19 protein-coding genes, 2 rRNA genes and 2 pseudogenes are annotated in these 24,587 nt (G+C 37.9%); 9 read left to right on the forward strand and 14 right to left on the reverse strand.

Annotated features, from left to right (window positions below):
- The first annotated feature begins 1 nt into the window (after position 1).
- The 6 genes from F960_RS03280 (at position 2) to F960_RS03305 (ending at position 4,370) form a co-directional block, all read left to right on the forward strand.
- Positions 2–931: a hypothetical protein gene (locus tag F960_RS03280; RefSeq protein ID WP_004857460.1), complete on the forward strand. Its 930-nt coding sequence runs from the start codon at positions 2–4 to the stop codon at positions 929–931.
- Between the two features lie 8 nt (positions 932–939).
- A complete protein-coding gene (locus F960_RS03285) occupies positions 940–1,617 on the forward strand; it encodes a hypothetical protein (protein ID WP_004857463.1) in 678 nt (225 codons plus the stop codon).
- Entirely contained in the window at positions 1,617–2,141 is a 525-nt protein-coding gene (locus F960_RS03290) for a hypothetical protein (RefSeq protein ID WP_004857464.1), read from the forward strand. Before F960_RS03285 ends, F960_RS03290 begins: the two co-directional genes overlap by 1 nt.
- Before the next feature lie 245 nt (positions 2,142–2,386).
- Complete coding sequence (locus F960_RS03295; protein ID WP_004857465.1) at positions 2,387–2,638, forward strand: hypothetical protein; 252 nt, start codon at positions 2,387–2,389, stop codon at positions 2,636–2,638.
- 804 nt (positions 2,639–3,442) lie between these two features.
- Positions 3,443–3,685, forward strand: coding sequence for a DUF7079 family protein (locus F960_RS23285; RefSeq protein ID WP_051069876.1), 243 nt, complete (start codon positions 3,443–3,445; stop codon positions 3,683–3,685).
- Between the two features lie 253 nt (positions 3,686–3,938).
- Entirely contained in the window at positions 3,939–4,370 is a 432-nt protein-coding gene (locus tag F960_RS03305) for a hypothetical protein (RefSeq protein ID WP_004857469.1), read from the forward strand.
- Positions 4,371–4,452: 82 nt separating this feature from the next.
- Here the strand turns inward: F960_RS03305 and F960_RS03310 are convergent, their stop codons facing one another.
- From F960_RS03310 to F960_RS03340, 7 genes are all read right to left on the reverse strand, one after another.
- Positions 4,453–4,884, reverse strand: a complete 432-nt coding sequence (locus F960_RS03310; protein ID WP_004857472.1) for a GIY-YIG nuclease family protein — start codon at positions 4,882–4,884, stop codon at positions 4,453–4,455.
- A 204-nt stretch (positions 4,885–5,088) separates the two neighbouring features.
- Complete coding sequence (locus F960_RS03315) at positions 5,089–7,041, reverse strand: acetyl/propionyl/methylcrotonyl-CoA carboxylase subunit alpha (RefSeq protein ID WP_004857474.1); 1,953 nt, start codon at positions 7,039–7,041, stop codon at positions 5,089–5,091.
- A gap of 64 nt (positions 7,042–7,105) precedes the next feature.
- A complete protein-coding gene (locus tag F960_RS03320) occupies positions 7,106–7,933 on the reverse strand; it encodes an enoyl-CoA hydratase/isomerase family protein (RefSeq protein ID WP_004857476.1) in 828 nt (275 codons plus the stop codon).
- Positions 7,934–7,972: 39 nt separating this feature from the next.
- Positions 7,973–9,133, reverse strand: a complete 1,161-nt coding sequence (locus F960_RS03325) for an acyl-CoA dehydrogenase family protein (protein ID WP_004857479.1) — start codon at positions 9,131–9,133, stop codon at positions 7,973–7,975.
- Between the two features lie 105 nt (positions 9,134–9,238).
- Positions 9,239–10,852, reverse strand: coding sequence for an acyl-CoA carboxylase subunit beta (locus tag F960_RS03330; RefSeq protein WP_004857482.1), 1,614 nt, complete (start codon positions 10,850–10,852; stop codon positions 9,239–9,241).
- Positions 10,849–11,772 carry an SDR family oxidoreductase gene (locus F960_RS03335; RefSeq protein WP_004857484.1) on the reverse strand — a complete coding sequence of 308 codons (924 nt, stop codon included), beginning with the start codon at positions 11,770–11,772 and terminating at the stop codon, positions 10,849–10,851. The genes F960_RS03330 and F960_RS03335 overlap by 4 nt, the downstream gene beginning before the upstream one ends.
- Before the next feature lie 109 nt (positions 11,773–11,881).
- Complete coding sequence (locus F960_RS03340) at positions 11,882–13,678, reverse strand: acyclic terpene utilization AtuA family protein (RefSeq protein WP_004857487.1); 1,797 nt, start codon at positions 13,676–13,678, stop codon at positions 11,882–11,884.
- Positions 13,679–13,898: 220 nt separating this feature from the next.
- Between F960_RS03340 and F960_RS03345 the strand changes: the two genes are divergently transcribed.
- Together F960_RS03345 and F960_RS03350 are read left to right on the forward strand one after the other, a co-directional pair.
- Positions 13,899–14,504, forward strand: a complete 606-nt coding sequence (locus F960_RS03345; protein ID WP_004857490.1) for a TetR/AcrR family transcriptional regulator — start codon at positions 13,899–13,901, stop codon at positions 14,502–14,504.
- A gap of 190 nt (positions 14,505–14,694) precedes the next feature.
- A complete protein-coding gene (locus F960_RS03350) occupies positions 14,695–15,138 on the forward strand; it encodes a ribonuclease E inhibitor RraB (RefSeq protein WP_004857493.1) in 444 nt (147 codons plus the stop codon).
- Positions 15,139–15,209: 71 nt separating this feature from the next.
- On the opposite strand, the gene F960_RS03355 is transcribed toward F960_RS03350, so the two are convergent.
- The 5 genes and pseudogenes from F960_RS03355 to F960_RS03375 all read right to left on the reverse strand — a co-directional run.
- On the reverse strand, positions 15,210–16,250 hold the full coding sequence (locus tag F960_RS03355; RefSeq protein WP_004857494.1) for an IS481 family transposase: 1,041 nt from the start codon (positions 16,248–16,250) through the stop codon (positions 15,210–15,212).
- Positions 16,251–16,452: 202 nt separating this feature from the next.
- The gene (locus tag F960_RS03360; protein WP_004857497.1) at positions 16,453–17,616 is read right to left on the reverse strand and encodes an acyl-CoA dehydrogenase family protein; all 1,164 of its coding nucleotides are present in this window, start codon (positions 17,614–17,616) and stop codon (positions 16,453–16,455) included.
- A gap of 287 nt (positions 17,617–17,903) precedes the next feature.
- Positions 17,904–18,407, reverse strand: a pseudogene (locus F960_RS03365) (MFS transporter); the annotation flags it as partial.
- A gap of 48 nt (positions 18,408–18,455) precedes the next feature.
- A complete protein-coding gene (locus F960_RS03370; protein WP_004812228.1) occupies positions 18,456–19,388 on the reverse strand; it encodes an IS5-like element ISAha3 family transposase in 933 nt (310 codons plus the stop codon).
- A gap of 54 nt (positions 19,389–19,442) precedes the next feature.
- A pseudogene (locus F960_RS03375) lies at positions 19,443–20,321 on the reverse strand (MFS transporter); the annotation flags it as partial.
- A gap of 317 nt (positions 20,322–20,638) precedes the next feature.
- Between F960_RS03375 and F960_RS03380 the strand changes: the two are divergent.
- Positions 20,639–21,601 carry an IS30 family transposase gene (locus F960_RS03380; RefSeq protein ID WP_004854881.1) on the forward strand — a complete coding sequence of 321 codons (963 nt, stop codon included), beginning with the start codon at positions 20,639–20,641 and terminating at the stop codon, positions 21,599–21,601.
- Between the two features lie 271 nt (positions 21,602–21,872).
- On the opposite strand, the gene rrf is transcribed toward F960_RS03380, so the two are convergent.
- Together rrf and F960_RS03390 are read right to left on the reverse strand one after the other, a co-directional pair.
- A 5S ribosomal RNA gene (rrf, locus tag F960_RS03385) occupies positions 21,873–21,987 on the reverse strand.
- A gap of 170 nt (positions 21,988–22,157) precedes the next feature.
- Positions 22,158–24,587 (reverse strand): 23S ribosomal RNA (locus F960_RS03390); the annotation flags it as partial.

A 24,587-nucleotide genomic window follows, 5' to 3' on the forward strand; every position in this document is an offset into this window, starting at 1 on the left:
AATGGGGACTCCACTAAAAAAAATATCCGTAGCAAAAACATCTGCCCAGAAAAACCATATACAACACATTAAAATTACGAGAAAAAAACAACTATTTCTTTTGTTTTATGCTGATGAACCTAATGATGAAATAGCAAGAAGAGTTTTCAAAGAAGCAGCTCAAACTAGGTTAGTCATTATTAAAACTGATCCTAAATACGATCCTAATATTCATATGGTACATTGCCCTAATATTACTCATTTTTCCCAAATTCAACTTGTGATTGATAATTGGATAAAAAAATATGGTGGACAAAATAAAGTTGAAATGAAAGAGTTAAGTATTTTTTCACATTCAGGATTAAATGGGCCAATAATTTATGATGCATGGCGTTTTGATCCACCTGAAATATTATTACCTGTTAATAGAACAACATCATCAGGCGTACAAAAAAGAAATCAGTTAATATATAGTGAATGGATAAAAATTAATTATTATTGGGGAACAGAAACTCGATTGAATTTCTTTGGCTGTAACAGTGCCAATACTGAAATAAACCCTTACACTAAAGAGCAAAAAAATAATTTCGCCAAAAATATATCAACAAACTTAAACTGCAAAAATGTCATAGTTTCAGGTCAAAGCATATCTTCTTATCCATCTTTCTATCCGGATAAAAGAAAAATTTCAGTAAAAATTGCAATATTAGGAATATCAGCTCCTTACGATTACCAACCTATATATATGGTATCCAGTTTACCTAACAAAGGAAGCGAAGCAATGTCTGAAAATGGTACTGATGCTAAGCCAATGAATTTTTATAAAAATGGATCTATTATTACTACAAATTTTCAATCGATATTTAATGATCACAGAAAACCTCGTAATACTCAGAGTAGTCCAGAGTTAAACATGGTTAAATTTTGGATAGAAAATGCAAAAGATGAGTAAAGAATCTAATGAAAAAAATTATTATTAGTCTTTCCATATTAATTATTTTAATTTTTTTGAGTTATAAAATCATGACAGACTTTCAAGAAACAAATAAAGTCAATTTATCATTTTATATTAGCCCAAACAGTCATTTGAATGATTTAAGAGTAAATGTATTTATCATGAAGTCAGATGCACCATCTGAATGGTATTCCTACTACAAGACGATCACTGTGATAGATAAAGGAATGATATTATCAGACTTTGGGTCAAGGTATGTTCTAGCATATCAGATAGAAGGAATGAGCAAGTTAAAGCAGCTCTATTATAACAGTCAACTACTAGACAACACCTTTGCACGTAAAGAAGATTTTAAAATTAATTATATATTTGGGAGTGATTTTATTAGGGCAACTGAGAATCCTACTATAGATTTTAGTCAAAATACAGAAACTGAAAAATATTCAAAACTAGAGAAGAATATTGATTTAAAATATTACAACCCCAAAACGACTAAATATCAAATAACTGAAATTACAGAGGAAAGTCTTCTATTTTTAAAAACAAAATCATTTGATGAATTGAAGGTTGTGAGCAAAATCAAATCAAAGGATATATTTAAACTCAACCAATTAACATATAACGAAAAAATAGAATTAGTAAAAATCCACAATACCAAATACTTTAATAAGCCAATGGAATAATGAAATTGAAAAATCGAATTTGTATATTTGCTATTATTATAGGTATAACTATATCAGCAAAAGTATTATTTTCAAAAAACAATGGAACTCAAATTAATATTAGTTTTGATGATAAAATCAAAAAAGAAGATGTAGTCATCATATTAAACACATATGGCTATATCATTAAAGGTGATGAGCCTAGCATATACATAGGTGAAACAGAAAAATACACTCCATTATATAAAAATGCAAAAATACAAGAATATAAAGATAGTGACATAAACAAGTACAGTGATTATTATATTTATGCTCAATATAAAAATAAATATGCAAAAATGAAATACACAAACCCTTTAGTTATGGGAAGCAATGAAACCAAAATTCATATTTTTATAAATTCTCTCAATGAAATTGAGTACTTATCTTCTAGTACTGTTATCCCAAGCACACAAACTATTGCTGACAACTCATTTCAAGAAATTGAAAAATTCAAAGAAAACAAGCATGATCTAAAAATGTTTTCTTATTTAAATAAATTATAGATTTTCTAAAAATCTTAAAAATAAAGTTATAACAAACCTTATCCGAGTTTTGCTTTGCTTGTATAGAAGAATTGACAAAAGGACTATATAATCTTGGGAAGTAGGAATATCAACTGGACATTAACTTGGCCATGGTGGTAGCTATACCTACTAGATAAATAGGCAAAATACAGTCACAAAAGAAAATAGTAGCACCACATCCCCGTGAAAACTTATGCAGCTAATTTTAGATAAATGGTCATAATATGAATTTCAGATTTATAAATGAAACACTTCAAGAAGTTGAATTTTTTATTGAGCCTTCCACAGATGAATTTACTTTAAAACCGAATGATGAAATTAAAATTATTTATGAATCACTGATAAATATTGCAGAAATTACAACACCCTACAGTGCTTGTGGCATCATCGTAATTTATTTACCCAATTCAACAAAAGGAACAATCTTTATTAATGATATTCATGTAGATAGTCTCACTGAAGCTCAATATTGGTAACTATAATTAGGCTGTATTGACATTTTCAGGGTGTAATTTATTAGTAAAAAAGAAAAATGTTGCAATGAATATAAAATTACAAATTCACAGGGCTATTTTCATTAATACATTAACAGCTATTATTTTCAAATATCTTTTGATTTAACCCAAAATGTATAGAAAAATAATAATAAGATGCTGCTAAACAACCTTGATAGACGGCTCATATATAAATTATATTCTATTTCTGTAGCCTCACGGATATAGGTCGTTCTATATTTCAAAATATAACCATAACTGCTTTTTTCATAAATATTATTTCCTACAAGATAAAGAGTATAAATAAAGAACATTATGCAAAATATTGAAAGAATTAATAATATTGTTTTTTCATTTTGTGTCCATTGGTGTAAATTATTTTTCCTTTTTAATACAGTATGAAAACCAAAATAGAATAAAGGTATTAAAAGAAAACAGCACAATAAAAAAATATACTGACTATAAAATACGTAGCTAATAAAATTTATAGATAAAGAACAAAGAAAACAATAAAAAATCATTTTTTTCATAAAATTAGACCTATCCATAAATCCTTTATTTGGTATTTAAATAAGTAATTTAAAATTATATCCGATACTCATCAACACTTGCCTCTTTTTACTTATTGACTGTAGACAGGTAGAGGTTTTTAAGTACATTCTTTGAATAGATTGAATAATATTGATAAACACGTTACATACAATGCTATTTCAAATAGGCATTAAAGTAACATAGCATTTACTCGAGCGAAACTTATGCAGCAAATTTTAAATCAATGGTCACAATATGAATATAGAAGATTTATGGTTTTCTTTGTCATTTTTATTTATTGATAATGAAATTGACTATAAAAGCATAGCAAATGAAATATCAACCTATGATCTTGATACTATCGAATTTCATTTATTCTACAATGTTGCTCCTGTCTGCTCGACAAATATAGAACAAACAATACCTACGATATGGACTGGTTTCAATAGGACTGAACTAATTCAAGATATAAAGAAAAATATATGCAACATTATATAGGTATAAATATAGAAATGATTGGAATATATTAAAAAGCTATCTCCACTAAAGTGGCATCAATAAAAACAAATCAATAAGATTTTGATTTTAAATAATTATATCAAAAAATCGTATAAGAACCATTATGTAAAATTAACAATGTAATAAAATCAAATACTAAAATTCGGAACACACTTTAAAAAAATAGCTCGCAAGATAGACAGTTATGATAAAAACGCTTATTTTAATAATCCTATATTAAAGAAGAAAAATTATGGGATTATTCAAAACGCATATTGAGTTCCGATCTGATAACTTCCCTCAAACTTCAGAAGAACAAAAAGAATGGGATGGACAAATATGGGGATATACACTAGCCAAATATTTAACAGAAGAACTTCCTAAACATGGTGTAAATGTATTGGATATTTCACATGAGGATTGGGGATATTTGATCCCTTTGGCAGATGAAAAATTTAAAGATATTTGGATTGGGTGCAATCATTATCAAGAGTATGAAAATGGTTTCTTAGTTTTTATAAATCCATCTAAGCCAATAATCAAAAAAGGTTTTTTTAAGAAAATTGATATATCAGAACAGCTCACATTCGTCGCTAATATTTTGAATAAAATACTTACGACTAATCCTACTATTTATGCTCAACATTGGTGGGATGAAAAAGATATGAAATTAATTGGTCAGTAGTATTTACGATTTTCAAAATTATCATCATACAGCCTATTCCAAATTTCAAAAACAAGATTATCCTTATGATAATTAAATAAATTTACATACCGACTTTTATAAAATTATATTGAGGATTTAGTTTTGAGATTAGATATATTTCTAATGAATTGGCTATATACGAATGTTCTAGTTCAAAGCCAATAGTCATAATTGCGCCAGCTTCTTTTAGTCTTTCATCCACTGGACCATAGGTATCTTTTTCAATGTATCGGCAATACTTCATTACTCTTGCACTTAGTCCATTACCTTTATAGCGACCAGATCCTCGAGATGTCCCTACTCCGATATAAATAACCTCCTCTCCTTTTATAAAAGCATAAACGCCTTGTTTATCATAGTTCGGAATAGATTTATTAAAATCTGTATGAATTTCTGACCACTGGGGAGCATCACCTAATAAATCCTTATTCCAATGTAATGAGAAAAAATTATTAGTTTGATCTTTTAAATTTTCAATAAATGTTTGATGCATATTTTTACTTTATAAATTTAATATCCTTAAAATTAACATAATACGCCTTATACGAAATCCAATACTTTAATTCAATTATTTCAAAATCTTACAACCCACTAAAAAACCCAACTTATCCAAGTTGGGCTTTTTATGGATTCTTTACGTTTTACAGCTAAAATTTAAGTATTGTTCTAATATCTTAAAAATAGAACTTTTAAAATCTCATCCTATACTCATCAACACTTGTCGCTTTTTCACTTGTTGACCCGCCACCCCGATCACCTCTTCAACCACACCATCTACATCCGCTTTAATTTGTTGCTGAATTTTCATTGCTTCCAAGATCAACAAAGTTTGCCCCTTTTGCACACGTTCTCCAGTAGCAACCATCACTTCGATAATTGCACCATCCATCGGTGCTTTGATTTTTCCATCCCCTGCAATATCGGCAACTTCTGGTGCTGCAAATGTCGTATTTTCAATACAAACATTGCCGTTGTTAATATCTAAATAAAGTGATTGATCACGCAAAATATAATTCAATTTACGTCGCACACCGTCTATTTCATAAATGATTTGATCCGAATTTTGATCAATACTTTGTTCTAAGATATTCACCGATTGCGTCTGACCACAAGTTTCAACAACAACATGGTCAGCATCTCGTTTAGCCAATACCAATAAGTTTTGATCCTCAACTTTAAGTTTTAATGGAAATGCGCCCGATAGCCCCGTATTCCAATATGCTGATTTATGTTGGCTATGAGTGAAAAGTGCTGTAGCAACAGCTAAATGTTCAAGACTAATATTCTGCAAATGTAAACTTGCATCAGTCTGAAAATGTTCTGCAATAAAAGCGGTATTGGTATCACCCTGAATGACGATTGGATGACGTAATAAATTGACCAAAAATTGTTTATTGCTGTTTACACCAAGTAGGACACAATCATTGACAGCACTTGCCAATAAACGAATTGCATCATCACGAGTTTTGCCGTAAGCGATGACTTTTGCCACCATTGGATCATAATAAGGACTGATCTCATCTTGTGGCAGCATGCCATGATCGATACGTACATTGGCATTTTCAGCCGCCTGCCATTTTAGAACTTGACCCGTCTGAGGCAAAAAGTTTTGTCGTGGATCTTCTGCATAAAGTCTGACTTCAATGGCATGCCCATTTAAACTGAGTTCATGTTGTTGTAATGGTAGCTTTTCTCCATTTGCCACTCGAAGTTGCCACTCTACCAGATCTTGACCTGTGATCATTTCAGTCACTGGGTGCTCGACTTGTAAGCGTGTATTCATTTCCAAGAAGTAAAATTCACCTGAAGCATCAAGTAAAAATTCAACTGTTCCTGCACCAATATATTGGCAAGACTTTGCTGCTTGAACCGCTGCCTCTCCCATTCTTTGTCTAAGAGATTCAGTCATTACTGGACATGGAGCTTCTTCTACCACCTTTTGATGACGACGTTGAATTGAACAATCTCGTTCAAATAAATACACATAGTTGCCATGTGTATCGCCAAAAACTTGTATCTCTACGTGTCTTGGTGCAATCACTGCTTTTTCTAATATCAGCTCGCCTGAACCAAAGGCATTGTTGGCTTCCGAGCGTGCCGTTTTCAGTGCATCGATCAAATCATTTTCCGACTCAACCAAGCGCATGCCTCGTCCACCACCACCAGCAGAGGCTTTAACCATGATTGGAAAACCAATTTTCTTTGCTTCCTCAGCCAAAAAGTCGATTTCTTGATTTTCACCTTCATAGCCCGGTACACAAGGGACACACGCTTTTAGCATGGCAATTTTGGATAGTCGTTTACTGCCCATCAACTCAATTGCATGTGCATTTGGACCGATAAAACATATGCCATTTTTCTGGCAAGCTGCAGCAAATTCGGTATTTTCAGATAAAAAACCATAGCCTGGATGTACCGCATCTGCGCCAGTTTTTTGACATGCTTGTATAATTTTATCGATGCATAAGTAGGATTCTGAAACTTTAGATGCGCCAATATGCACAGCTTCATCAGCCAACTGCACATGTCGAGCGTGGCGGTCTGCATCAGAATATACTGCAACTGTGGCATAACCCATTGCTTTGGCCGTTTTAATGACACGGACTGCAATTTCACCACGATTTGCAATAAGTACTTTGGAAAATGCCATTTTTCACCTTTCTAATTTTTTTAATGATAAATCAATTAAAATGATCATTATTTTTGAAAATTGATCAGTCTAAATCTGCCCATTTGGGTTTGCGTTTTTGGATAAAAGCCATGGTCCCTTCCATGCCTTCATCACTCCCCACCGCTTGTGCAAATTGCAAAGCAGCTTCATCCAACAACTGCTCAAGTGGTTCATTTAAACTACGATGCAGTAAGGCTTTGGTCACTCTTGAAGCATGCGGTGCAGTTAAAAGAATATGTTCTATAGTCGAATTTAGCAGCAGTTCCAACTCGGCTTGATCTTCAGCAACTTCATGTACGACACCGATATTCAATGCTGTATTTCCATCAAATTTCATACCCAATAAAGCCAATCGGCGTGCCTGAGTTAGTCCCACACGTTTCACTACAAAAGGTGCAATCTGAGCAGGTATGATGCCCAATCCTGTTTCAGGCAAACCAAATTTGGCATTTTCAAGGCAAATGGCAATATCAGATACACATGCCAAACCAAATCCACCACCCAATACCGCCCCTTCTAAAACAGCAATCACCGTTTGAGGGGCTTGATCAACTTGCTCGATCATTGCTCCAAATTTTCGGTTAAAGTCTGCATAAGGCTTGCTATTGCCTGCGGCCATTGCCTCTGCACGAACATTTGCCATATCTTTGATATCGCCACCCGCACAAAAATGTCCAGCTTTACCACGAAAAATCACAGCTCGAATTGATGTATCATTTTCAATTGCCGTAAAAATTTGTTGAATACTTTCAACCATTTTCACACTCATGGCATTACGGCTTTCTGGGCGATTTAACCAAATCGTGATCACGCCTTTTTCTTGTTCAAGCTGTAGACTTTCATCAAGTTGCATATCTGAAATATTTTGCATTATCATCACCTTATACTTGATTTTAAAATAATCAGACCATTAGCCCTTTTGCTTTTTAGGCAAAATATCCATCAGCTTACAAATGATCCCAAGCATAATTTCATCAGCACCTCCACCAATCGAGCCTAAACGCCCATCTCGATAAAGTTGTGATGCGGGGTTATCCCACATAAATCCATTTCCACCCCAATATTGCAAACAACTATCTGCAACTTCGCGAGTCAAACGACCAGCTTTTAGTTTTGCCATAGATGCCATTTCCGTGACATTTTCTCCAGCAATATGTAGATCGCAAGCACGGTAGGTCAACGCTTTCAGAGCTTCAACTTCGGTCATCAATTCTGCAAATCTAAAATGCACATATTGATTATTGATCAATGGTTGCCCAAAAGTAGTCCGTTCTTTGGTGTAGGCAATGGTCTGTTTAATGACATTTTCCAGCCCACCAATGGCATTGGCTGCTGCCCACATTCTTTCTTCTTGGAATTGCAGCATTTGCATCATAAAGCCCATCCCTTCTGCACCCACCAAGTTGCGCTGTGGCACACGGACATTGTCAAAATAAACTTCAGCAGTTGTAGTTGATCGCATTCCAAGTTTATTTAAAGGTTCAGAAAAACTGATCCCAGCCGTTTTAGCAGGAACAATAATCATAGATTTATTTGAATGTGGTTTATCATCCGATGTGTTGGCAAGTAAGCAGAAAAAATCAGCCTGCAAAGAGTTGGTAATCCACATTTTGCTACCGTTGATGACATAGTCATCGCCATCTTTTTTTGCAGTGGTTTTTACTGCTGCGACGTCTGAGCCTGCATGGACTTCAGATACCGCAATGGATGCGACATATTCACCTTTGATTGCTGGCGTTAAAAACTCATCACGTAATTCTTTTGAACCGAAACGTGCCAATGCGGGTGTCGCCATATCGGTTTGTACCCCTATTGCCAATGGCACTCCGCCACATGCAGCACGTCCCAACTCTTCAGCAACCACCAAATTGTAAGAATAATCCAGACCTAAACCACCATTTTCTTCAGGTTTACAAATACCGAGCAAGCCTAGGTCTGCCATTTTTTTAAATACGTCATGGATAGGAAAACGACCTTTGGCCTCCGATTCTGGAATATATGGATTGAGCTCAGTCTCGACGAACTGGCGAGTGGTACGACGTAATGCTTCATGCTCGGTAGTAAATTTCATTTTGTTTTTCCTGATTTATTCTGTTTCTTTGGAATCTCCCCTTGCCCCTCTTTATAAAAGAGGGGGAAAACTGATTCCTTTTTCAAAGGGAGGTTAGGGAGATTCTTAAAATCTCGACACACCAAACTTCGATGCTTTCAGCATTCGATATTCAGCTTCATATATGGTTTGTAATAAGAAAATGAGAATCTTACGAGTATCTCGTGGATCGATAATGCCATCATCATGCATCATGGCTGTATTAAATAAAGCCGTAGACTGCTGTTCCAATTTCATTGCTGTACTTTGTTCTAAGAAATCCAACATCTGTTCATTGGGTTCCATACCTGAAGCTTTTTGTTTCCCTTCAGCAACGATCCGCAAAACCTTACCCGCTTGCGCCGCACCCATCACAGCCACATGTGAATTTGGCCATGCAAAGATAAAATCTGGGGCTAAAGGTCGCCCACACATTGCATAATTCCCTGCTCCGTATGAACCTGCGACAACGATAGAAATTTTAGGCACAGAGCAATTGGCAACGGCTTGAATCAGTTTAGAACCATGTTTGATAATGCCGTTTTGTTCGGCATCTGTTCCCACCATAAATCCTGTGGTGTTATGCAAAAACACCAATGGCCGATTAGTTTGTTCACAAAGCTGAATAAATTGCGCAGTTTTTGCCGCACCTTGTGGGGTAATTGGTCCATTATTGGTGATGATTCCCACATGCATCGCGCCCAATTTTGCCCAACCACATACTGTTAAATCATCATATTCTTGCTTAAATTCTAGAAAATCAGAATCATCCACCAAACGAGCTATGATCTCTTTCATGTCAAATGGCTGTTTGGGATTTGCAGGAATAATTCCCAATAATTCATCGGCTGGATAACGTGGTTCTTTATAATTTTCAATGATTGGATGAGTTTGTTCTTTCCAATTTAAATGATCAAAAATTTCCCGAGCCAAACGAATTGCATCAGCATCATTTTCAGCCAAATATTCAGCTGTTCCTGCGATTTGCGCATGCATCTCTGCCCCGCCCAATTCTTCTGCTGTTGCAACCTCACCTGTGGCAGCAAACAATAACGGTGGTCCTGCGAGCAGCATTTCCGTTTGTTTACGAACAGTGATCACATAATCTGAAAGTCCCGGCTGATACGCACCACCTGCGGTCGCATTACCATGTACAACCGAAAGCTGAGGAATACCTGCGGCTGAAAGTCGTGCTTGATTGGCAAATGTCGTACCACCCAAAGTAAACACTTCGGCAGCATAATTGAGGTTTGCCCCTCCACTTTCAGCCAAGGTCACGATAGGAAGTTTTTGTTCAAGCGCAATTTGCTGAAGCCTAAGTGATTTATGCACACCCATTGGCGACATCGTACCGCCTTTGATTGCACTATTACTTGCACTCACCAAACAACGAACACCACTGACAAAGCCAATGCCAGCAATGATACCTCCACCTGCTTCAGAACCATCTTTATCATCATGCATGTTGAAGCCGACCAAGCCACATAATTCAACAAAAGGCGAATCTGCATCTAGGACTAGACGAATGCGCTCATGGGGCAAAATTTTGCCACGCTTATCAAATTTCGGCTTTGCTGCATAAGATTTCTCGATACTTTTATTTTGCACAGCCCGAATTTCATCTAACTGAGTTAAGAGTGCTTGTTTATTTTCCTCAAAAAGTTCGCTCCCAACTGCTATTTCTGATTGGAGAATACTCATGTTGATTCTCCTTTTTTATTTGATTTATCATTCTCTTTTTCTGCTTTTCCAAGCTCATCTTTTAATACATCGGGAATAAATGCACGATGGAAACCATTGAATGAATAACTATTGGTTGCATCAGCGAGTGGATACATCCGTGTACCTTGAGAAGCTGCGCCATCAATACGTAGCGTAACTCCAGAAATAAATCCTGCTGCCTCGGAAAGTAAATAAACGATTGCCGATGAAACTTCTGATTCTGTTCCCATACGTTTTAGCGGAACATTACTGGCTAAGCTTGGGATAATAAATTTGGCAAAATCACCTGAATAATTGTCCATTCCAGATGAAACAATCCACCCCGGTGATACTGCATTGACTCGAACACCTGAACGCCCCCATTCTACAGAAGCTGTTTTGGTGAGGTTGTCCACGCCTGAACGTGCAGCTCCAGAATGTCCCATTCCTGGCATACCGCCCCACATATCGGCAGTCATATTGACGATGCTACCACCATGCTTTGCCATCCATTGGTTATAAGCTTCACGCATTAAATAAAATGTAGAATGCAGATTATTTCGGACAACCGCATCAAAACCATTGGCTGAAATACTTTCTAAATTTGATGGAAATTGACCGCCAGCATTATTTACAAGCCCATCCAATTTTCCAAATTTTTCAATCACTTCTGCAATCATATCCTTGACTTGTTGTTCTTCCCGATTGTCACAAACGATAAAATGAACTTTGCCTCCATCCTCTAGGATTTCCTTGGAAACATGTTCTAACTTTTCTATTTTTCGACCCGTAATCACCACTTGCGCACCTAAAGATGCCAATTCGTGAGCAGTACATCGTCCAATCCCTGAGCCACCACCTGTGATAATAATCACTTGGTCTTGAAAGGCATCTGATCTAAATATTGAGTTATATTTCATTTGTTATTTCCGATTTATTTTCTGGTTTTTCCGTACTGATTTTGCAGTGTTTGTTTTGCCATATAGTTTTAAGTGAAATAAATGCTTTTTAGATTCACCCAAATAGCATTTACTTGAGTAATCCTTCAGGTATTTTCACTTTCATATCCAATAACTGCTGTGCGTAGGCTTTGCCTTGTGGGTCGATACGCAAACTCGCAACGCCACCACCACCTAGTGCATTTTCAAGGACAAAATTAAGCGCATTTAAAGCAGGCATTTCATATCGGATCACTTTTCCATGTACAGGATCCAAAACATGTTGCATATATGCCGCGACATTTTCTTCCGTTAAATTGGCACGTATCCAAGGTAAATATTCGGCTTTACGGGCAATCACGCCGATATTACTGGCATTACCTTTATCACCACTACGTGCATGTGCGAGTTCGATCAATGCAACTTCAATTTCATTGCCTTGAAATTTGGCAACTTCACCGATTGGATGTTTTTGTATAGATAGATCAGACGTTCCACGTAGAATATCAATCGCTTGACGTTGATCGTTGAGCTCAGTTTCAACTTGAATTTGATCTTTATCGATCAAAAATGAAAATAACTTAATCACAGGAGAAGCTTTCGGACGCCCCCCCACAATCCCTGCCAGTGCAGGTGCCATGCCTGTAGATGCTTGTGCAATTTCCGAAGCAAAGAACATGCAGGCTTCTTTAAATAAATGCTTAACCGCTATTTTCACCACAACTTCACGGCTATGGTTAAAGTCTTGTGCATGCGCTCCATAGGTACTTTCAATACCCAATATTTCAACTGATTTTTCACTAAAAGCTGGAACTGAACGAAGTGCTAAAACACGTTCACATTTACTTAATATTGCATCTGAAATGACTTTGGCTTTTTCAACAGCTTCACGTCCTGCGATCAAAAAACTCACTTGCACGCGATAGCCATCAGGATAAGTTGCACTCACCTTATACTGATCTTTTGGTGCACAGCCTTTAGCACCAGTGACTTTGACACGGTGCTCTGCGACTTGCTCAAGAACCACATTGCTAAAATCTGCTGTTACATCGGGAAGTAAATAGGCTTGCGGATCTGCAATTTCATAAACAATTTGTTCTGCAACTGTAGCTGTTGAAACCAAACCACCTGTACCATTTGGCTTAGTCACGATAAATGAAGCATCTTCAGCAACTTCAACGATTGGAAAGCCCATATTGTCAAAGCCTTGTACCAATAGCCAATCGGTGAAGTTTCCGCCTGTGCACTGTGCACCACATTCGATGATATGCCCTGCCAGTGAGCCTTGCGCCAACTTATCATAATCATCGATAGCCCATTGATATTCATGTAAAAGTGGTCCGAGCACCACAGCTGAATCGACCACCCGTCCTGTGATCACAATATCAGCGCCTTGGTCTAATGCATCACCAATCGGGATTGCCCCCAAGTACGCATTACAACTGGCTAAATGTGCAGGTAAAGCTTCACCACTAAACATTTCTTTAATCTTTTGTTGCTGCAACTCAGTTTGTTTAGGCATGAGATCATCACCCAAAACCACAGCAACTTTTAAATCTAAGCCTTGATCTTGAATCACTTTTTCGAGCGCAGCTTTGCACGCCAAAGGATTGACTCCCCCAGCATTGCTAACCACTTTAATTTTTTTTGCAGCAATTTTCTTAAGCAATGGTGTCATCACCCGACTCACAAAATCGAGTGCATATCCATGGTTTGGATCGAGCATCATTGCTTTAGCCATGATAGACATGGTGATTTCAGATAAATAATCAAAAACTAAATAATCAATGTCAGATAAATGTACTAACTGAAATGCAGCAGTATTGGTATCACCCCAAAATCCAGAGGCACACCCAATCTTGACTACTCGGCTCTCTTCCTGACCCATTTCTATTCTCATTATTTTGCTTAATTTATAAACTTAAAATACCAAGCAAGCGCTTGGTTTGTAAAGTGCAAAATGTTATGCTGAATTGGCAAAACTGTTATTGTCATTAAATCTAGCAATAACTGGATAATAATCCCTTTAATTTTCAAATAATAATGAAAAGTAAAGAAAATAGAATTGTTTGAAACTTCATATTACTTTGACGGAAAATTTTGACAAGATGATTGCAAAATCAATAGAAGAAATAGAACATATCGCCTGCTTTAGTGACACTGCACGTGGTCGCCTACTGCAAGGTGCAGCTTATTTATTTCATAAACAAGGCTATGATAAAACCACTGTACGTGAGTTGGCACAGTTTATTGGCATTCAGTCTGGAAGCCTATTTCACCATTTTAAAAGTAAAGATGACATCCTTGCACATGTCATGGAAGAAACCATTATTTACCATCATGCCCGTTTAGAAGAGGCACTTCATCAATTTGATGATCCTGAATTACAACTCAAATCACTCATTCAAGCTGAGCTTATTTCTATCACTGGAGATACAGGCTCAGCTATGGCAGTACTGGTTCATGAATGGTTTTCTTTATCTGAGGAAAAGCAAAAAGAACTATTAAAATTACGTAAAAATTATGAAGATATTTGGCTGAATGTAATCCAAAAATTGTGTGATTTGGGCAAGATTCGATATGATGCATTTATTTGGCGTAGGTTATTAGGTGGTGCAATTGCTTGGACAGTGACTTGGTATAATCCAAATGGGAAAATGACCTTGGATGAATTGACCAATACCGTTTGGGATATGGCGATGAACAAAAAGTAGAATGGAGACAAATTAAGTTTTATCCACAATTATTTCGCCTTTCGTTTTGTATAAAATATAGAATTCAACAAAATATTAAATTCAATTTATTTGAGTAAATTGAATATGATGTTTTTAGCTCATTTATTCACTTTATAAATGAATATAAAGAATACTTAGCGCTAATTAAAACAAAAAAAGAGGTTTTATTATGATGAATTTAAGATTTTTCAATAAGTTTCTTATCATATTTACTTTATTATTTTCTACAATTTCTACAGCACAAGAATACCCAATAACCAAAAAATCACTGATTGTAATGTTTAATAATATTAAGAAAAATACTGATTGGGATATGTCGAAACCAATGCTGTGGGGTTATTTCTTTACAGATAACCATAAAGAGAAGCTTGAAGACTTAGCTCAAATATTAAAAAAGAATGGATACGATATTGTAGATATATATCTCAGTGATAAAGATACACCTAATGAACCTGATTTGTGGTGGTTACATGTAGAAAAAGTCGAAATTCATACACCTAAAAGCCTGTATAACCGTAATATATATCTCTATCAACTCGCGGAAAATAATAATATTGAATCTTATGATGGAATGGATGTTGGACTAGTATCTGATGTGCAGACTACACATTAAAAATGTGTAGCTAAACTGTACTAGCTCAGACCTGATCTGACAGTTACCCATTTTTAATAGTGACTGTCAGTTTAAATTTGAGCTAAATTCTTCTCAGCCCAAATTCGTTTTCCATCAAGCAATGTTTCAAATGGTGTTCGACCATTGCACATTTTGCCCTGATGGGTTCGTTCAGTATTATAAAACTTTAACCATTCGTCTAGGTCTATTTGTAAATCTTCCAGCGAACTATAAAGTTTCTTCCTGAAGGTGATTTGATAAAACTCCTGTAAAATTGTTTTATGGAAGCGTTCACATATACCATTGGTTTGTGGGGATGCAGCTTTCGTCTTTGTATGGTCTATATCATTGACTGCTAAATATAATTCATAATCATGATGTTCTATCTTTCCGCAATATTCCGTTCCTCTATCTGTCAGAATTCGAAGCATTGGTAAACCTTGTGACTGATAAAAAGGCAGGACACGATCATTTAATAAATCAGCGCAAGTAATTGGTGTCTTTGTTGTGTAAAGTTTGCAGTGTACGATCTTGCTATAAGTATCAATAAATGTCTGTTGGTAGATACGCCCCACGCCCTTTAAATTACCGACATAGAAAGTGTCTTGTGAACCTAAATAGCCTGGATGAGCTGTTTCAATTTCACCACATGCAATATCATCTTCATGTTTACGCTCCAATGCAGCTATTTGCTGATCATTCAGCTGAATACCTTCTTGAGCAACTTTAGCTGCTAATGCCTTGAGTCGCTTTTTAAAGTTCTCTAGATCATGGCGAAGCCAAATAGATCGAACTCCACTGCCTGATACAAAAACACCTTGTTTACGTAGTTCATTACTTGTTCTGTGTTGTCCGTATGCAGGGTATTGAATGGCATAATCAATAACGGCTTTTTCGATATGATCATCAACTCGATTTTTTAAATTAGGTACACGTTTGGATTTATTGATCAATGCATCCATATCACCTGATTCGGTGAGTTCTTGATAGCGATAGAATGTATCTCTAGATACGCCCATCACTTTACAAGCTCTGGAAACATTTTGAAGTTCTTCAGCTAAATTGAGTAAGCCCACTTTGTGTTTAATGATTTGATTGCTAGTATGCATCATAGAAAGTTACCTTTGTTTTGTTTAGATTCGACACCTTTATCAAAACGGGTAACTTTCTCTTTTTCAAGACCTGTGTCAGATCAAGTCGGAACTAATACAGCTAAACTATATTTAATTCACAAACTAGCAATCCACCTCAGTAAATGATGCTATTGAATTACTTTTTGATTTGGTAAATTCAATAGCTTTATTGGTATAAAAATCAATACCCCAATTGACGACTAGCCAAATCCTTCATGATCTCTTCGGCCCCACCGCCAATCATATTTACTTTCACTTCACGATAGATACGTTCAGATTTCGTTCCTCGCATAAAGCCCATCCCACCTAAAGTTTGTACTGCTGCATCGGCACAAAATTGCATGGTTTGCGTCGCAACATTTTTAAGCATGCAAATCTGAGCAATCAATTCATTGCCTTGAAGTTCTGGTTTACCTAAACGATAAGCTGTATCTTCAAGTAAAGCACGTGTTGTGGTTAAACGAGTCGCCATATCAACCAATTTATGTCGAACCACTTGATGATCAACTAAGCGTTTGCCAAAAGTTCTACGTTCACGTGACCATTCCAAAGCCTCTTCATAGCAAGTCAAGGCAAAACCATAGCTACTCGCCGCTAAGAAAAAACGCTCCATATTAAAATTATTCATAATGACCAAAAATCCCATATTTTCAGCACCCAACATATTTTTTACAGGCACACGGACTTGATCAAAATGTAAATGCGCTGTATCAGAACACCACCACCCCATTTTATCGAGTTTTGATTTTGTAATTCCTTCACTCTTTGCATCAATAAGTAGCATGGATATCCCATTTGCGCCTTTGGCTTCAGGGTCAGTTCGTACTGCCACAGTATAATAATCTGCACGCATTCCACTGGTGATAAAGGTTTTTTCACCAGTCACGATATAATCATCACCCTCTTTAACCGCTTTAGTCTGCAATGTTGCGACATCAGATCCCCCACCTGGTTCAGTGATCGCCAGTGCAGAAATTTTTTCTCCAGCCAGTATTTTAGTCAGTACATTTTGCTTAATTTCTTCTGAGGCAAAATGATTAATCGGTGGGGCACCTATCGAGTGAGATAACAAAGATGCCCCTAAACCACCTGAGCCACATTTTGCTAACTCTATTGAGGCCAAAAGCACATGAAAGGCATCAGTATCAGCAATGCCCCCATATTTTTCATCAAAACCCATGCCGATAAGCCCAATTGCGGCAGCTTTTTGATAAAGTTCACGTGGAAATGTTTCTGCTTCATCCCATTCATTGATGTAAGGATTAATTTCTTTTTCAACAAATTTTCGTACTGAATCAGCAAATGCAAAATGTTGTTCTGTATAGTAAATTGGGTTGGCTTGCATGATTACATTTCCATATCATTTTTTATATTCTCGGCTTTATATTGACAGAATAATTTTAAAATCAGTTTGCAGAATCGTTCAAATAAATTGCTTAAATGATCAAAGATCCATTTAAAGCCGCATTTTAGAAAATACAAAATTAAGCGTTGAGCGATCTCTTGTACTGGCAATCATTTTTAAAGCTGCAAAATACCTAATCGTCTTTTAAATATGTCTTATTTCCCATTTTCGATCTTTAAATAAAAAAATTCCCCAAGCTAAAACTTGGGGATTTTTATTTTAAATGATTAACTTAAACTACCTTCTAGATCTAAATTCTTTTTATCTTTAGATAATTGTTTTTCAGCTTCTATCTCTTCTTTCGGCTTACGAATCAAGGCGATTGCAATTGCCCCAATAATTGCCGGAACCGCGACTGCCAAGAAGTTCAATTTGTGCGGTAGCTCCATTCCCAAAAGGAAACCGATCATAATTGGACCTACAATCGCGCCAATTCGCCCAACACCTGAAGCCGTACCAATTGCAGTTGATCGAACCGCCAAAGGATAATATTGAGCAACATAGCTATACAGTAAGATACTGCAACCGACTGATGCTGCACCAGCCAATGAAACCAGGAAATACAATACGATTTGTGGTGAATTGAAACCCAATCCAACCAGCGCCAAAGCACCTACGACCAACATGGAAATAATGACTGATTTTAGACCAAACTTGTCTGCCAACATCCCGCCACCAGCTGTACCAATCACTGCACCAATATTGAGTGCCAATAAGAACATCAAACGGCTTTGTTGCATAAACATTCAAAAGCTGAGTTCTCCCCAATCCATTCAAATTTAAGACACAACTTGGGTGCGAGGTCTACCTAATTCCGTAAATCTATTCAGAACTGCCACACGCGCATGAATTTCATTGACCTGACTTTGAAAATGTCTTGCCGTCAGCCTATCACCTAATAATTTGATGCAATGCATCTTGGTTTCCACCAAACTACGACGGTGATAACCCGACCATTTTTTCCATAGGGTTCTGCCTAAATGTTTAACCGTTTGAAGTAACTCATTTCGTTCTATTGAACTTATTTTAGAATCTTTCCAGGGCTTGGCATTCTTTCTGGGTGGAATTACTGCATGTGCTTGACGATCTGAAATCACTTTTCTGCAGCACTTCGTGTCGTACGCGCCATCGGTATAGACAGAATCTATTCGCTCATCTAGTGGAATTTGATCCAGTAAATCACCTAGTACTTGTGAATCACTGACATTATTTGTAGTAAGCTGAACGGCACGTATTTGCAGTGTTTCAGCATCTATACCAATATGCAGTTTACGCCATTGCCGACGGTATTCAGGCTGATGTTTTTTACGCTTCCATTCGCCTTCACCTAAAAACTTTAAACCCGTAGAGTCGACAAGTAGGTGTAACCCATCATGACTTTTCTGATAGCTTATCGCAATATCAATATGCTTTTGTCGTCTACAAAGGGTGGAGTAATCTGGTGCTGTCCAATTCAAGCCACAGAGTTTAATCAGGCTTTGAACAAAGCCAGTAACCATACGTAAAGAAAGACGGAATAGAGATTTGATCATTAAACAGCATTGAATCGCTGTATCGGAATAAGTTTGATTTCGTCCTTGCTTGCCTTGTGGTTGTGCATACCATTGCGTCTTAGGATCAAACCAGATTGAAATATTTCCTCGCTTGATTAAAGCTTGGTTATACGAGGACCAATTGGTTGTACGATAGATTTTAGGTGTAGGCTTCTTCATCTGGAAATTATATTACTGAAGAAGCCTTCAAGAATAGCTTTGTGCAACAAAGCCCATCAAACTTGTACCCATTGAATAACCAGCTGCAATCATCAATTTTGGCAACCAACTACCTAATGCATAAAGCATCAATAGGCACATAAAAAAGCTACACCAAAAAAGTAAGGTGCTCATGCTACGTCCGTTTTGAAATAGAACTTTCAAAGAAGCATCAGACACTTGCACTTCATCTAAAATCAGTGTGGTATTTTGATCAATATTTTGCTCAGGAGCGACTCTCTTCAGTAAAACTTTGGCTTGTTCATTACGTTCCGCCTTAACCAAAAAAGTTACACTTTCAGGTAAAAACTTCCAAACTAAAGGTAAAAATAGAAATGGCACCCCAGCGATAAAAAACATGATTTGCCAGCCATAATCGACAGCCAACCATTTCCCCAAAAGTGCTGCCATGATCCCGCCCATAGCATAACCACTAAACATACCTGTAACCAATGTACTGCGTAATTTTTTTGGTGCATATTCAGCTGTTAAAGCCACTAGATTAGGCAATACACCACCAATACCAAGCCCAGCGATAAAGCGTAAAAGACCGAATTCAGTTGGATTAGATGCAAATCCCCCCAAAAAAGTAAATGCACTAAATAATGTGACACAAATAATAATGACCTTTTTTCGTCCTATTTTATCTGCCAACATTCCAAAGGAAATCGCACCGATCATCATGCCACACAAAGCTGTACTTGCGAGCATACCTGCCTGAACTGCTGTTAATCCCCACTCTTTCATCAATAACGGTAAAGCTACACCATTGATGGCTAAGTCATAGCCATCAAAAATCACGATAAATAAACACCACAAAACAACGATCATGTGGAAAGGTTTGACTTTAGAATGGTCAATGACCGAATTTACATTTATTGTCTTCGCTGACATTTTTCTCACCTCCAATTGTGAGATTTTTAGAATTCACAATATGAAAAATGAATTAAGGTTCAGTTTTTGTCCAAAACCATTAAGGTATATTTTTATACCTTTAGGGCATAAATATTGTTTTTTGGATTATTTTGTATACGTATTTCTCATTAGATCATTACAATGAACTCATATTTTTTAGAATAATATTTCATAGAATATATTTTTTTAAATCGCAGATTCAAATCCCAAGTGCAACACACTTGTAGTTAGTTGAAAAAGTTAGGTGTATTCATAGAATCATTAGACTTTTTCAACTCGCAATTGGAAAGCACACAATGAAGAAATACACCCAACTTTCTCAAGATGAAAGATACGAAATTTATGCTACTTTGAAAAGTAAAAGTTCAATCGCTAGCCTTGCTCGGGAGTTAGGGCGTTCACGATCAACCATCTACCGTGAGTTAAAAAGAAATACTGGGCAACGTGGATATAGAGCTCAACAGGCAGCGAAATTTGCAAGTCAAAGACGGTACCATCCTTCATCATCCATGACAGCATTTGCCTTCGCTTATATTGATTACTTAATTGGCTTAGACTGGTCACCAGAACAAATTTCAGGTGCTTTAACACAACGCGGTTGGCTGGATGTACCTTCACATGAGTGGATTTACCAGCACATTTATCAAGATAAATCACAAGGAGGTAACCTCCATCTACACTTAAGGCATCAGAAGAAATATCGAAAACGAGGTTACAAAAACACGGATCGTAGAGGGCAAATCATTGATAAAACAAGTATTCATTGCCGAGACCAGGTCATTGATCAGCGACAACGTTTAGGAGATTTCGAAGGTGATACGGTGATTGGTAAACATCATAAAGGAGCTTTATTAACCCTCGTTGATCGAAAGAGCCTGTACGTACATATTGTTCATTTAGGGTCAACGAGAGCATCCTCTAAAACGATTACTTGTGCATTAGATCGTTTACGAATGAGCCATGCTTATAGTGTAACATTTGATAATGGAAAGGAATTTGCCGAACACAAAAGAATTACTGATGTCGGCATAGATACTTATTTTGCTGATCCTTACAAGTCTATTCAGCGAGCTAGAAATGAAAATACGAATGGTTTAATCCGGCAATATCTGCCAAAATCATCATCGTTTGATGACGTGTCAAACGATGAAATAGAGCAGATAGAATTTTCACTCAACCATCGTCCTAGAAAAACACTAGGCTGGTATACGCCAAGTGAAGTTATGGCTGGTTTTTATACTGTTGCACTTGCTGCTTGAATCCGCCAATTAAAACAATTGATTAACAAAATAACAACCCACAATACGACCAAAGACAGCTTGATTTTAATTTTGATAGGTTTTTATACAAAAACTTTAGTCTTATTTTGTAATAAACATGGAAATATTTCACATAAAAATTCACTCATATTTGATTCAATAATTGAACGAATACTATATTTTAAATTTTTCTATAATTTTTAAAATGCTCTTTAGCACTTTTCCATAAAAAAATCCCCCATCTATTTAGATGAGGGATTTTAGAATAATGAGCTGGCGATGACTTACTCTCACATGGGTAACCCCACACTACCATCAGCGCGAAGAGGTTTCACTTCTGAGTTCGGGAAGGGATCAGGTGGTTCACTCTTGCTATTGTCGCCAGCACAACTGTTATGGTGATTTCGGGTTTTACGTAGTCTTGCTACTTCCTTACTCTCTATCCAAATGAGTTATTAACAGAGGGCTGTTTAAGTCTGAATTTTAAGTTTTAGCATTAACTAAATCAAGCATTTTGCATTGAATTTATTGAAACATACAACTGTTTGGGTGTTGTATAGTCAAGCCTCACGATCAATTAGTATTGGTCAGCTTCACATGTCACCGTGCTTCCACATCCAACCTATCAACGTCCTAGTCTCGAACGGATCTTTAGAGGACATAAAGTCCTAGGGAAATCTTATCTTGAGGTAGGCTTCCCGCTTAGATGCTTTCAGCGGTTATCCCTTCCGAACATAGCTACCCGGCGATGCGACTGGCGTCACAACCGGTACACCAGAGGTTCGTCCACTCTGGTCCTCTCGTACTAGGAGCAGATCCTCTCAAATTTCCAGCGCCCACGGTAGATAGGGACCGAACTGTCTCACGACGTTCTAAACCCAGCTCGCGTACCTCTTTAAATGGCGAACAGCCATACCCTTGGGACCTGCTTCAGCCCCAGGATGAGATGAGCCGACATCGAGGTGCCAAACACCGCCGTCGATATGAACTCTTGGGCGGTATCAGCCTGTTATCCCCAGAGTACCTTTTATCCGTTGAGCGATGGCCCTTCCATACAGAACCACCGGATCACTAAGACCTACTTTCGTACCTGCTCGACTTGTGGGTCTCGCAGTTAAGCGCGCTTTTGCCTTTATACTCTACGCGTGATTTCCGACCACGCTGAGCGCACCTTCGTACTCCTCCGTTACTCTTTAGGAGGAGACCGCCCCAGTCAAACTACCCACCAGACATGGTCCTCGCTCCCGATTAGGGAGCAGAGTTAGAACCTCAACATTACCAGGGTGGTATTTCAAGGATGGCTCCATGGCAACTGGCGTCACCACTTCAAAGCCTCCCACCTATCCTACACAAGTAAGGTCAAAGTTCAATGTCAAGCTGCAGTAAAGGTTCACGGGGTCTTTCCGTCTAGCCGCGGGTACACTGCATCTTCACAGCGATTTCGATTTCACTGAGCCTCTGCTGGAGACAGCGCCGCCATCATTATGCCATTCGTGCAGGTCGGAACTTACCCGACAAGGAATTTCGCTACCTTAGGACCGTTATAGTTACGGCCGCCGTTTACTGGGGCTTCGATCAAGAGCTTCGCTTACGCTAACCCCATCAATTAACCTTCCAGCACCGGGCAGGCATCACACCCTATACGTCCACTTTCGTGTTTGCAGAGTGCTATGTTTTTAATAAACAGTTGCAGCGGCCTGGTTTCTGTGGCTGTCATCAGCTCAAGGAGCAAGTCCTATCACCAACAACAGCGTACCTTCTCCCGAAGTTACGGTACCATTTTGCCTAGTTCCTTCAGCAGAGTTCTCTCAAGCGCTTTGGTCTACTCGACCTGACCACCTGTGTCGGTTTAGGGTACGATTCCTGTTTAACTGAAGCTTAGAGACTTTTCCTGGAAGCTTGGTATCAGCCACTTCGCTAGTAAACTAGCTTGCTATCAGATCTCAGCATAGAGCACCCCGGATTTGCCTAAGATGCATGCCTACTTCCTTCCACCTGGACAACCAACGCCAGGCTGACTTAACCTTCTCCGTCCTCTCATCGCATTAAACAGAAGTATTGGAATATTAACCAATTTCCCATCGACTACGCCTTTCGGCCTCGCCTTAGGGGTCGACTCACCCAGCCCCGATTAACGTTGGACTGGAACCCTTGGTCTTTCAGCGAACGGGTTTTTCACCCGTTTTGTCGTTACTCACGTCAGCATTCGCACTTCTGATACCTCCAGCATACTTCTCAATACACCTTCATCGGCTTACAGAACGCTCCCCTACCACTTGACTTAAAGTCAAATCCGCAGCTTCGGCACATAGTTTTAGCCCCGTTACATCTTCCGCGCAGGCCGACTCGACTAGTGAGCTATTACGCTTTCTTTAAAGGGTGGCTGCTTCTAAGCCAACCTCCTAGCTGTCTATGCCTTCCCACATCGTTTCCCACTTAACTATGATTTTGGGGCCTTAGCTGGCGGTCTGGATTGTTTTCCTCTTGACTACGGACGTTAGCACCCGCAGTCTGTCTCCCGGATAGTACTCATAGGTATTCGGAGTTTGCATCGGTTTGGTAAGTCGGGATGACCCCCTAGCCGAAACAGTGCTCTACCCCCTATGGTATTCGTCCGAGGCGCTACCTAAATAGCTTTCGGGGAGAACCAGCTATCACCGAGTTTGATTAGCCTTTCACCCCTATCCACAAGTCATCCCCTGGCTTTTCAACGACAGTGGGTTCGGTCCTCCAGTTAGTGTTACCCAACCTTCAACCTGCTCATGGATAGATCACCCGGTTTCGGGTCTATACCCAGCAACTATACGCCCTATTAAGACTCGATTTCTCTACGGCTCCCCTATGCGGTTAACCTTGCTACTGAATATAAGTCGCTGACCCATTATACAAAAGGTACGCAGTCACCGAACAAGTCGGCTCCCACTGCTTGTATGCATGCGGTTTCAGGATCTATTTCACTCCCCTCACAGGGGTTCTTTTCGCCTTT

This window comes from Acinetobacter gerneri DSM 14967 = CIP 107464 = MTCC 9824, from assembly GCF_000368565.1.
Classification (GTDB): Bacteria; Pseudomonadota; Gammaproteobacteria; order Pseudomonadales; family Moraxellaceae; genus Acinetobacter; species Acinetobacter gerneri.

Bases quoted from the DNA above. Each gene is read 5' to 3' on its own strand.
- F960_RS03280 (WP_004857460.1), top strand. From the start codon at position 2: ATGGGGACTCCACTAAAAAAAATATCCGTAGCAAAAACATCTGCCCAG.
- F960_RS03285 (WP_004857463.1), top strand. From the start codon at position 940: ATGAAAAAAATTATTATTAGTCTTTCCATATTAATTATTTTAATTTTT.
- F960_RS03290 (WP_004857464.1), top strand. From the start codon at position 1,617: ATGAAATTGAAAAATCGAATTTGTATATTTGCTATTATTATAGGTATA.
- F960_RS03295 (WP_004857465.1), top strand. From the start codon at position 2,387: ATGAATTTCAGATTTATAAATGAAACACTTCAAGAAGTTGAATTTTTT.
- F960_RS23285 (WP_051069876.1), top strand. From the start codon at position 3,443: ATGAATATAGAAGATTTATGGTTTTCTTTGTCATTTTTATTTATTGAT.
- F960_RS03305 (WP_004857469.1), top strand. From the start codon at position 3,939: ATGGGATTATTCAAAACGCATATTGAGTTCCGATCTGATAACTTCCCT.
- F960_RS03310 (WP_004857472.1), bottom strand. From the start codon at position 4,884: ATGCATCAAACATTTATTGAAAATTTAAAAGATCAAACTAATAATTTT.
- F960_RS03315 (WP_004857474.1), bottom strand. From the start codon at position 7,041: ATGGCATTTTCCAAAGTACTTATTGCAAATCGTGGTGAAATTGCAGTC.
- F960_RS03320 (WP_004857476.1), bottom strand. From the start codon at position 7,933: ATGCAAAATATTTCAGATATGCAACTTGATGAAAGTCTACAGCTTGAA.
- F960_RS03325 (WP_004857479.1), bottom strand. From the start codon at position 9,133: ATGAAATTTACTACCGAGCATGAAGCATTACGTCGTACCACTCGCCAG.
- F960_RS03330 (WP_004857482.1), bottom strand. From the start codon at position 10,852: ATGAGTATTCTCCAATCAGAAATAGCAGTTGGGAGCGAACTTTTTGAG.
- F960_RS03335 (WP_004857484.1), bottom strand. From the start codon at position 11,772: ATGAAATATAACTCAATATTTAGATCAGATGCCTTTCAAGACCAAGTG.
- F960_RS03340 (WP_004857487.1), bottom strand. From the start codon at position 13,678: ATGGGTCAGGAAGAGAGCCGAGTAGTCAAGATTGGGTGTGCCTCTGGA.
- F960_RS03345 (WP_004857490.1), top strand. From the start codon at position 13,899: ATGATTGCAAAATCAATAGAAGAAATAGAACATATCGCCTGCTTTAGT.
- F960_RS03350 (WP_004857493.1), top strand. From the start codon at position 14,695: ATGATGAATTTAAGATTTTTCAATAAGTTTCTTATCATATTTACTTTA.
- F960_RS03355 (WP_004857494.1), bottom strand. From the start codon at position 16,250: ATGATGCATACTAGCAATCAAATCATTAAACACAAAGTGGGCTTACTC.
- F960_RS03360 (WP_004857497.1), bottom strand. From the start codon at position 17,616: ATGCAAGCCAACCCAATTTACTATACAGAACAACATTTTGCATTTGCT.
- F960_RS03370 (WP_004812228.1), bottom strand. From the start codon at position 19,388: ATGAAGAAGCCTACACCTAAAATCTATCGTACAACCAATTGGTCCTCG.
- F960_RS03380 (WP_004854881.1), top strand. From the start codon at position 20,639: ATGAAGAAATACACCCAACTTTCTCAAGATGAAAGATACGAAATTTAT.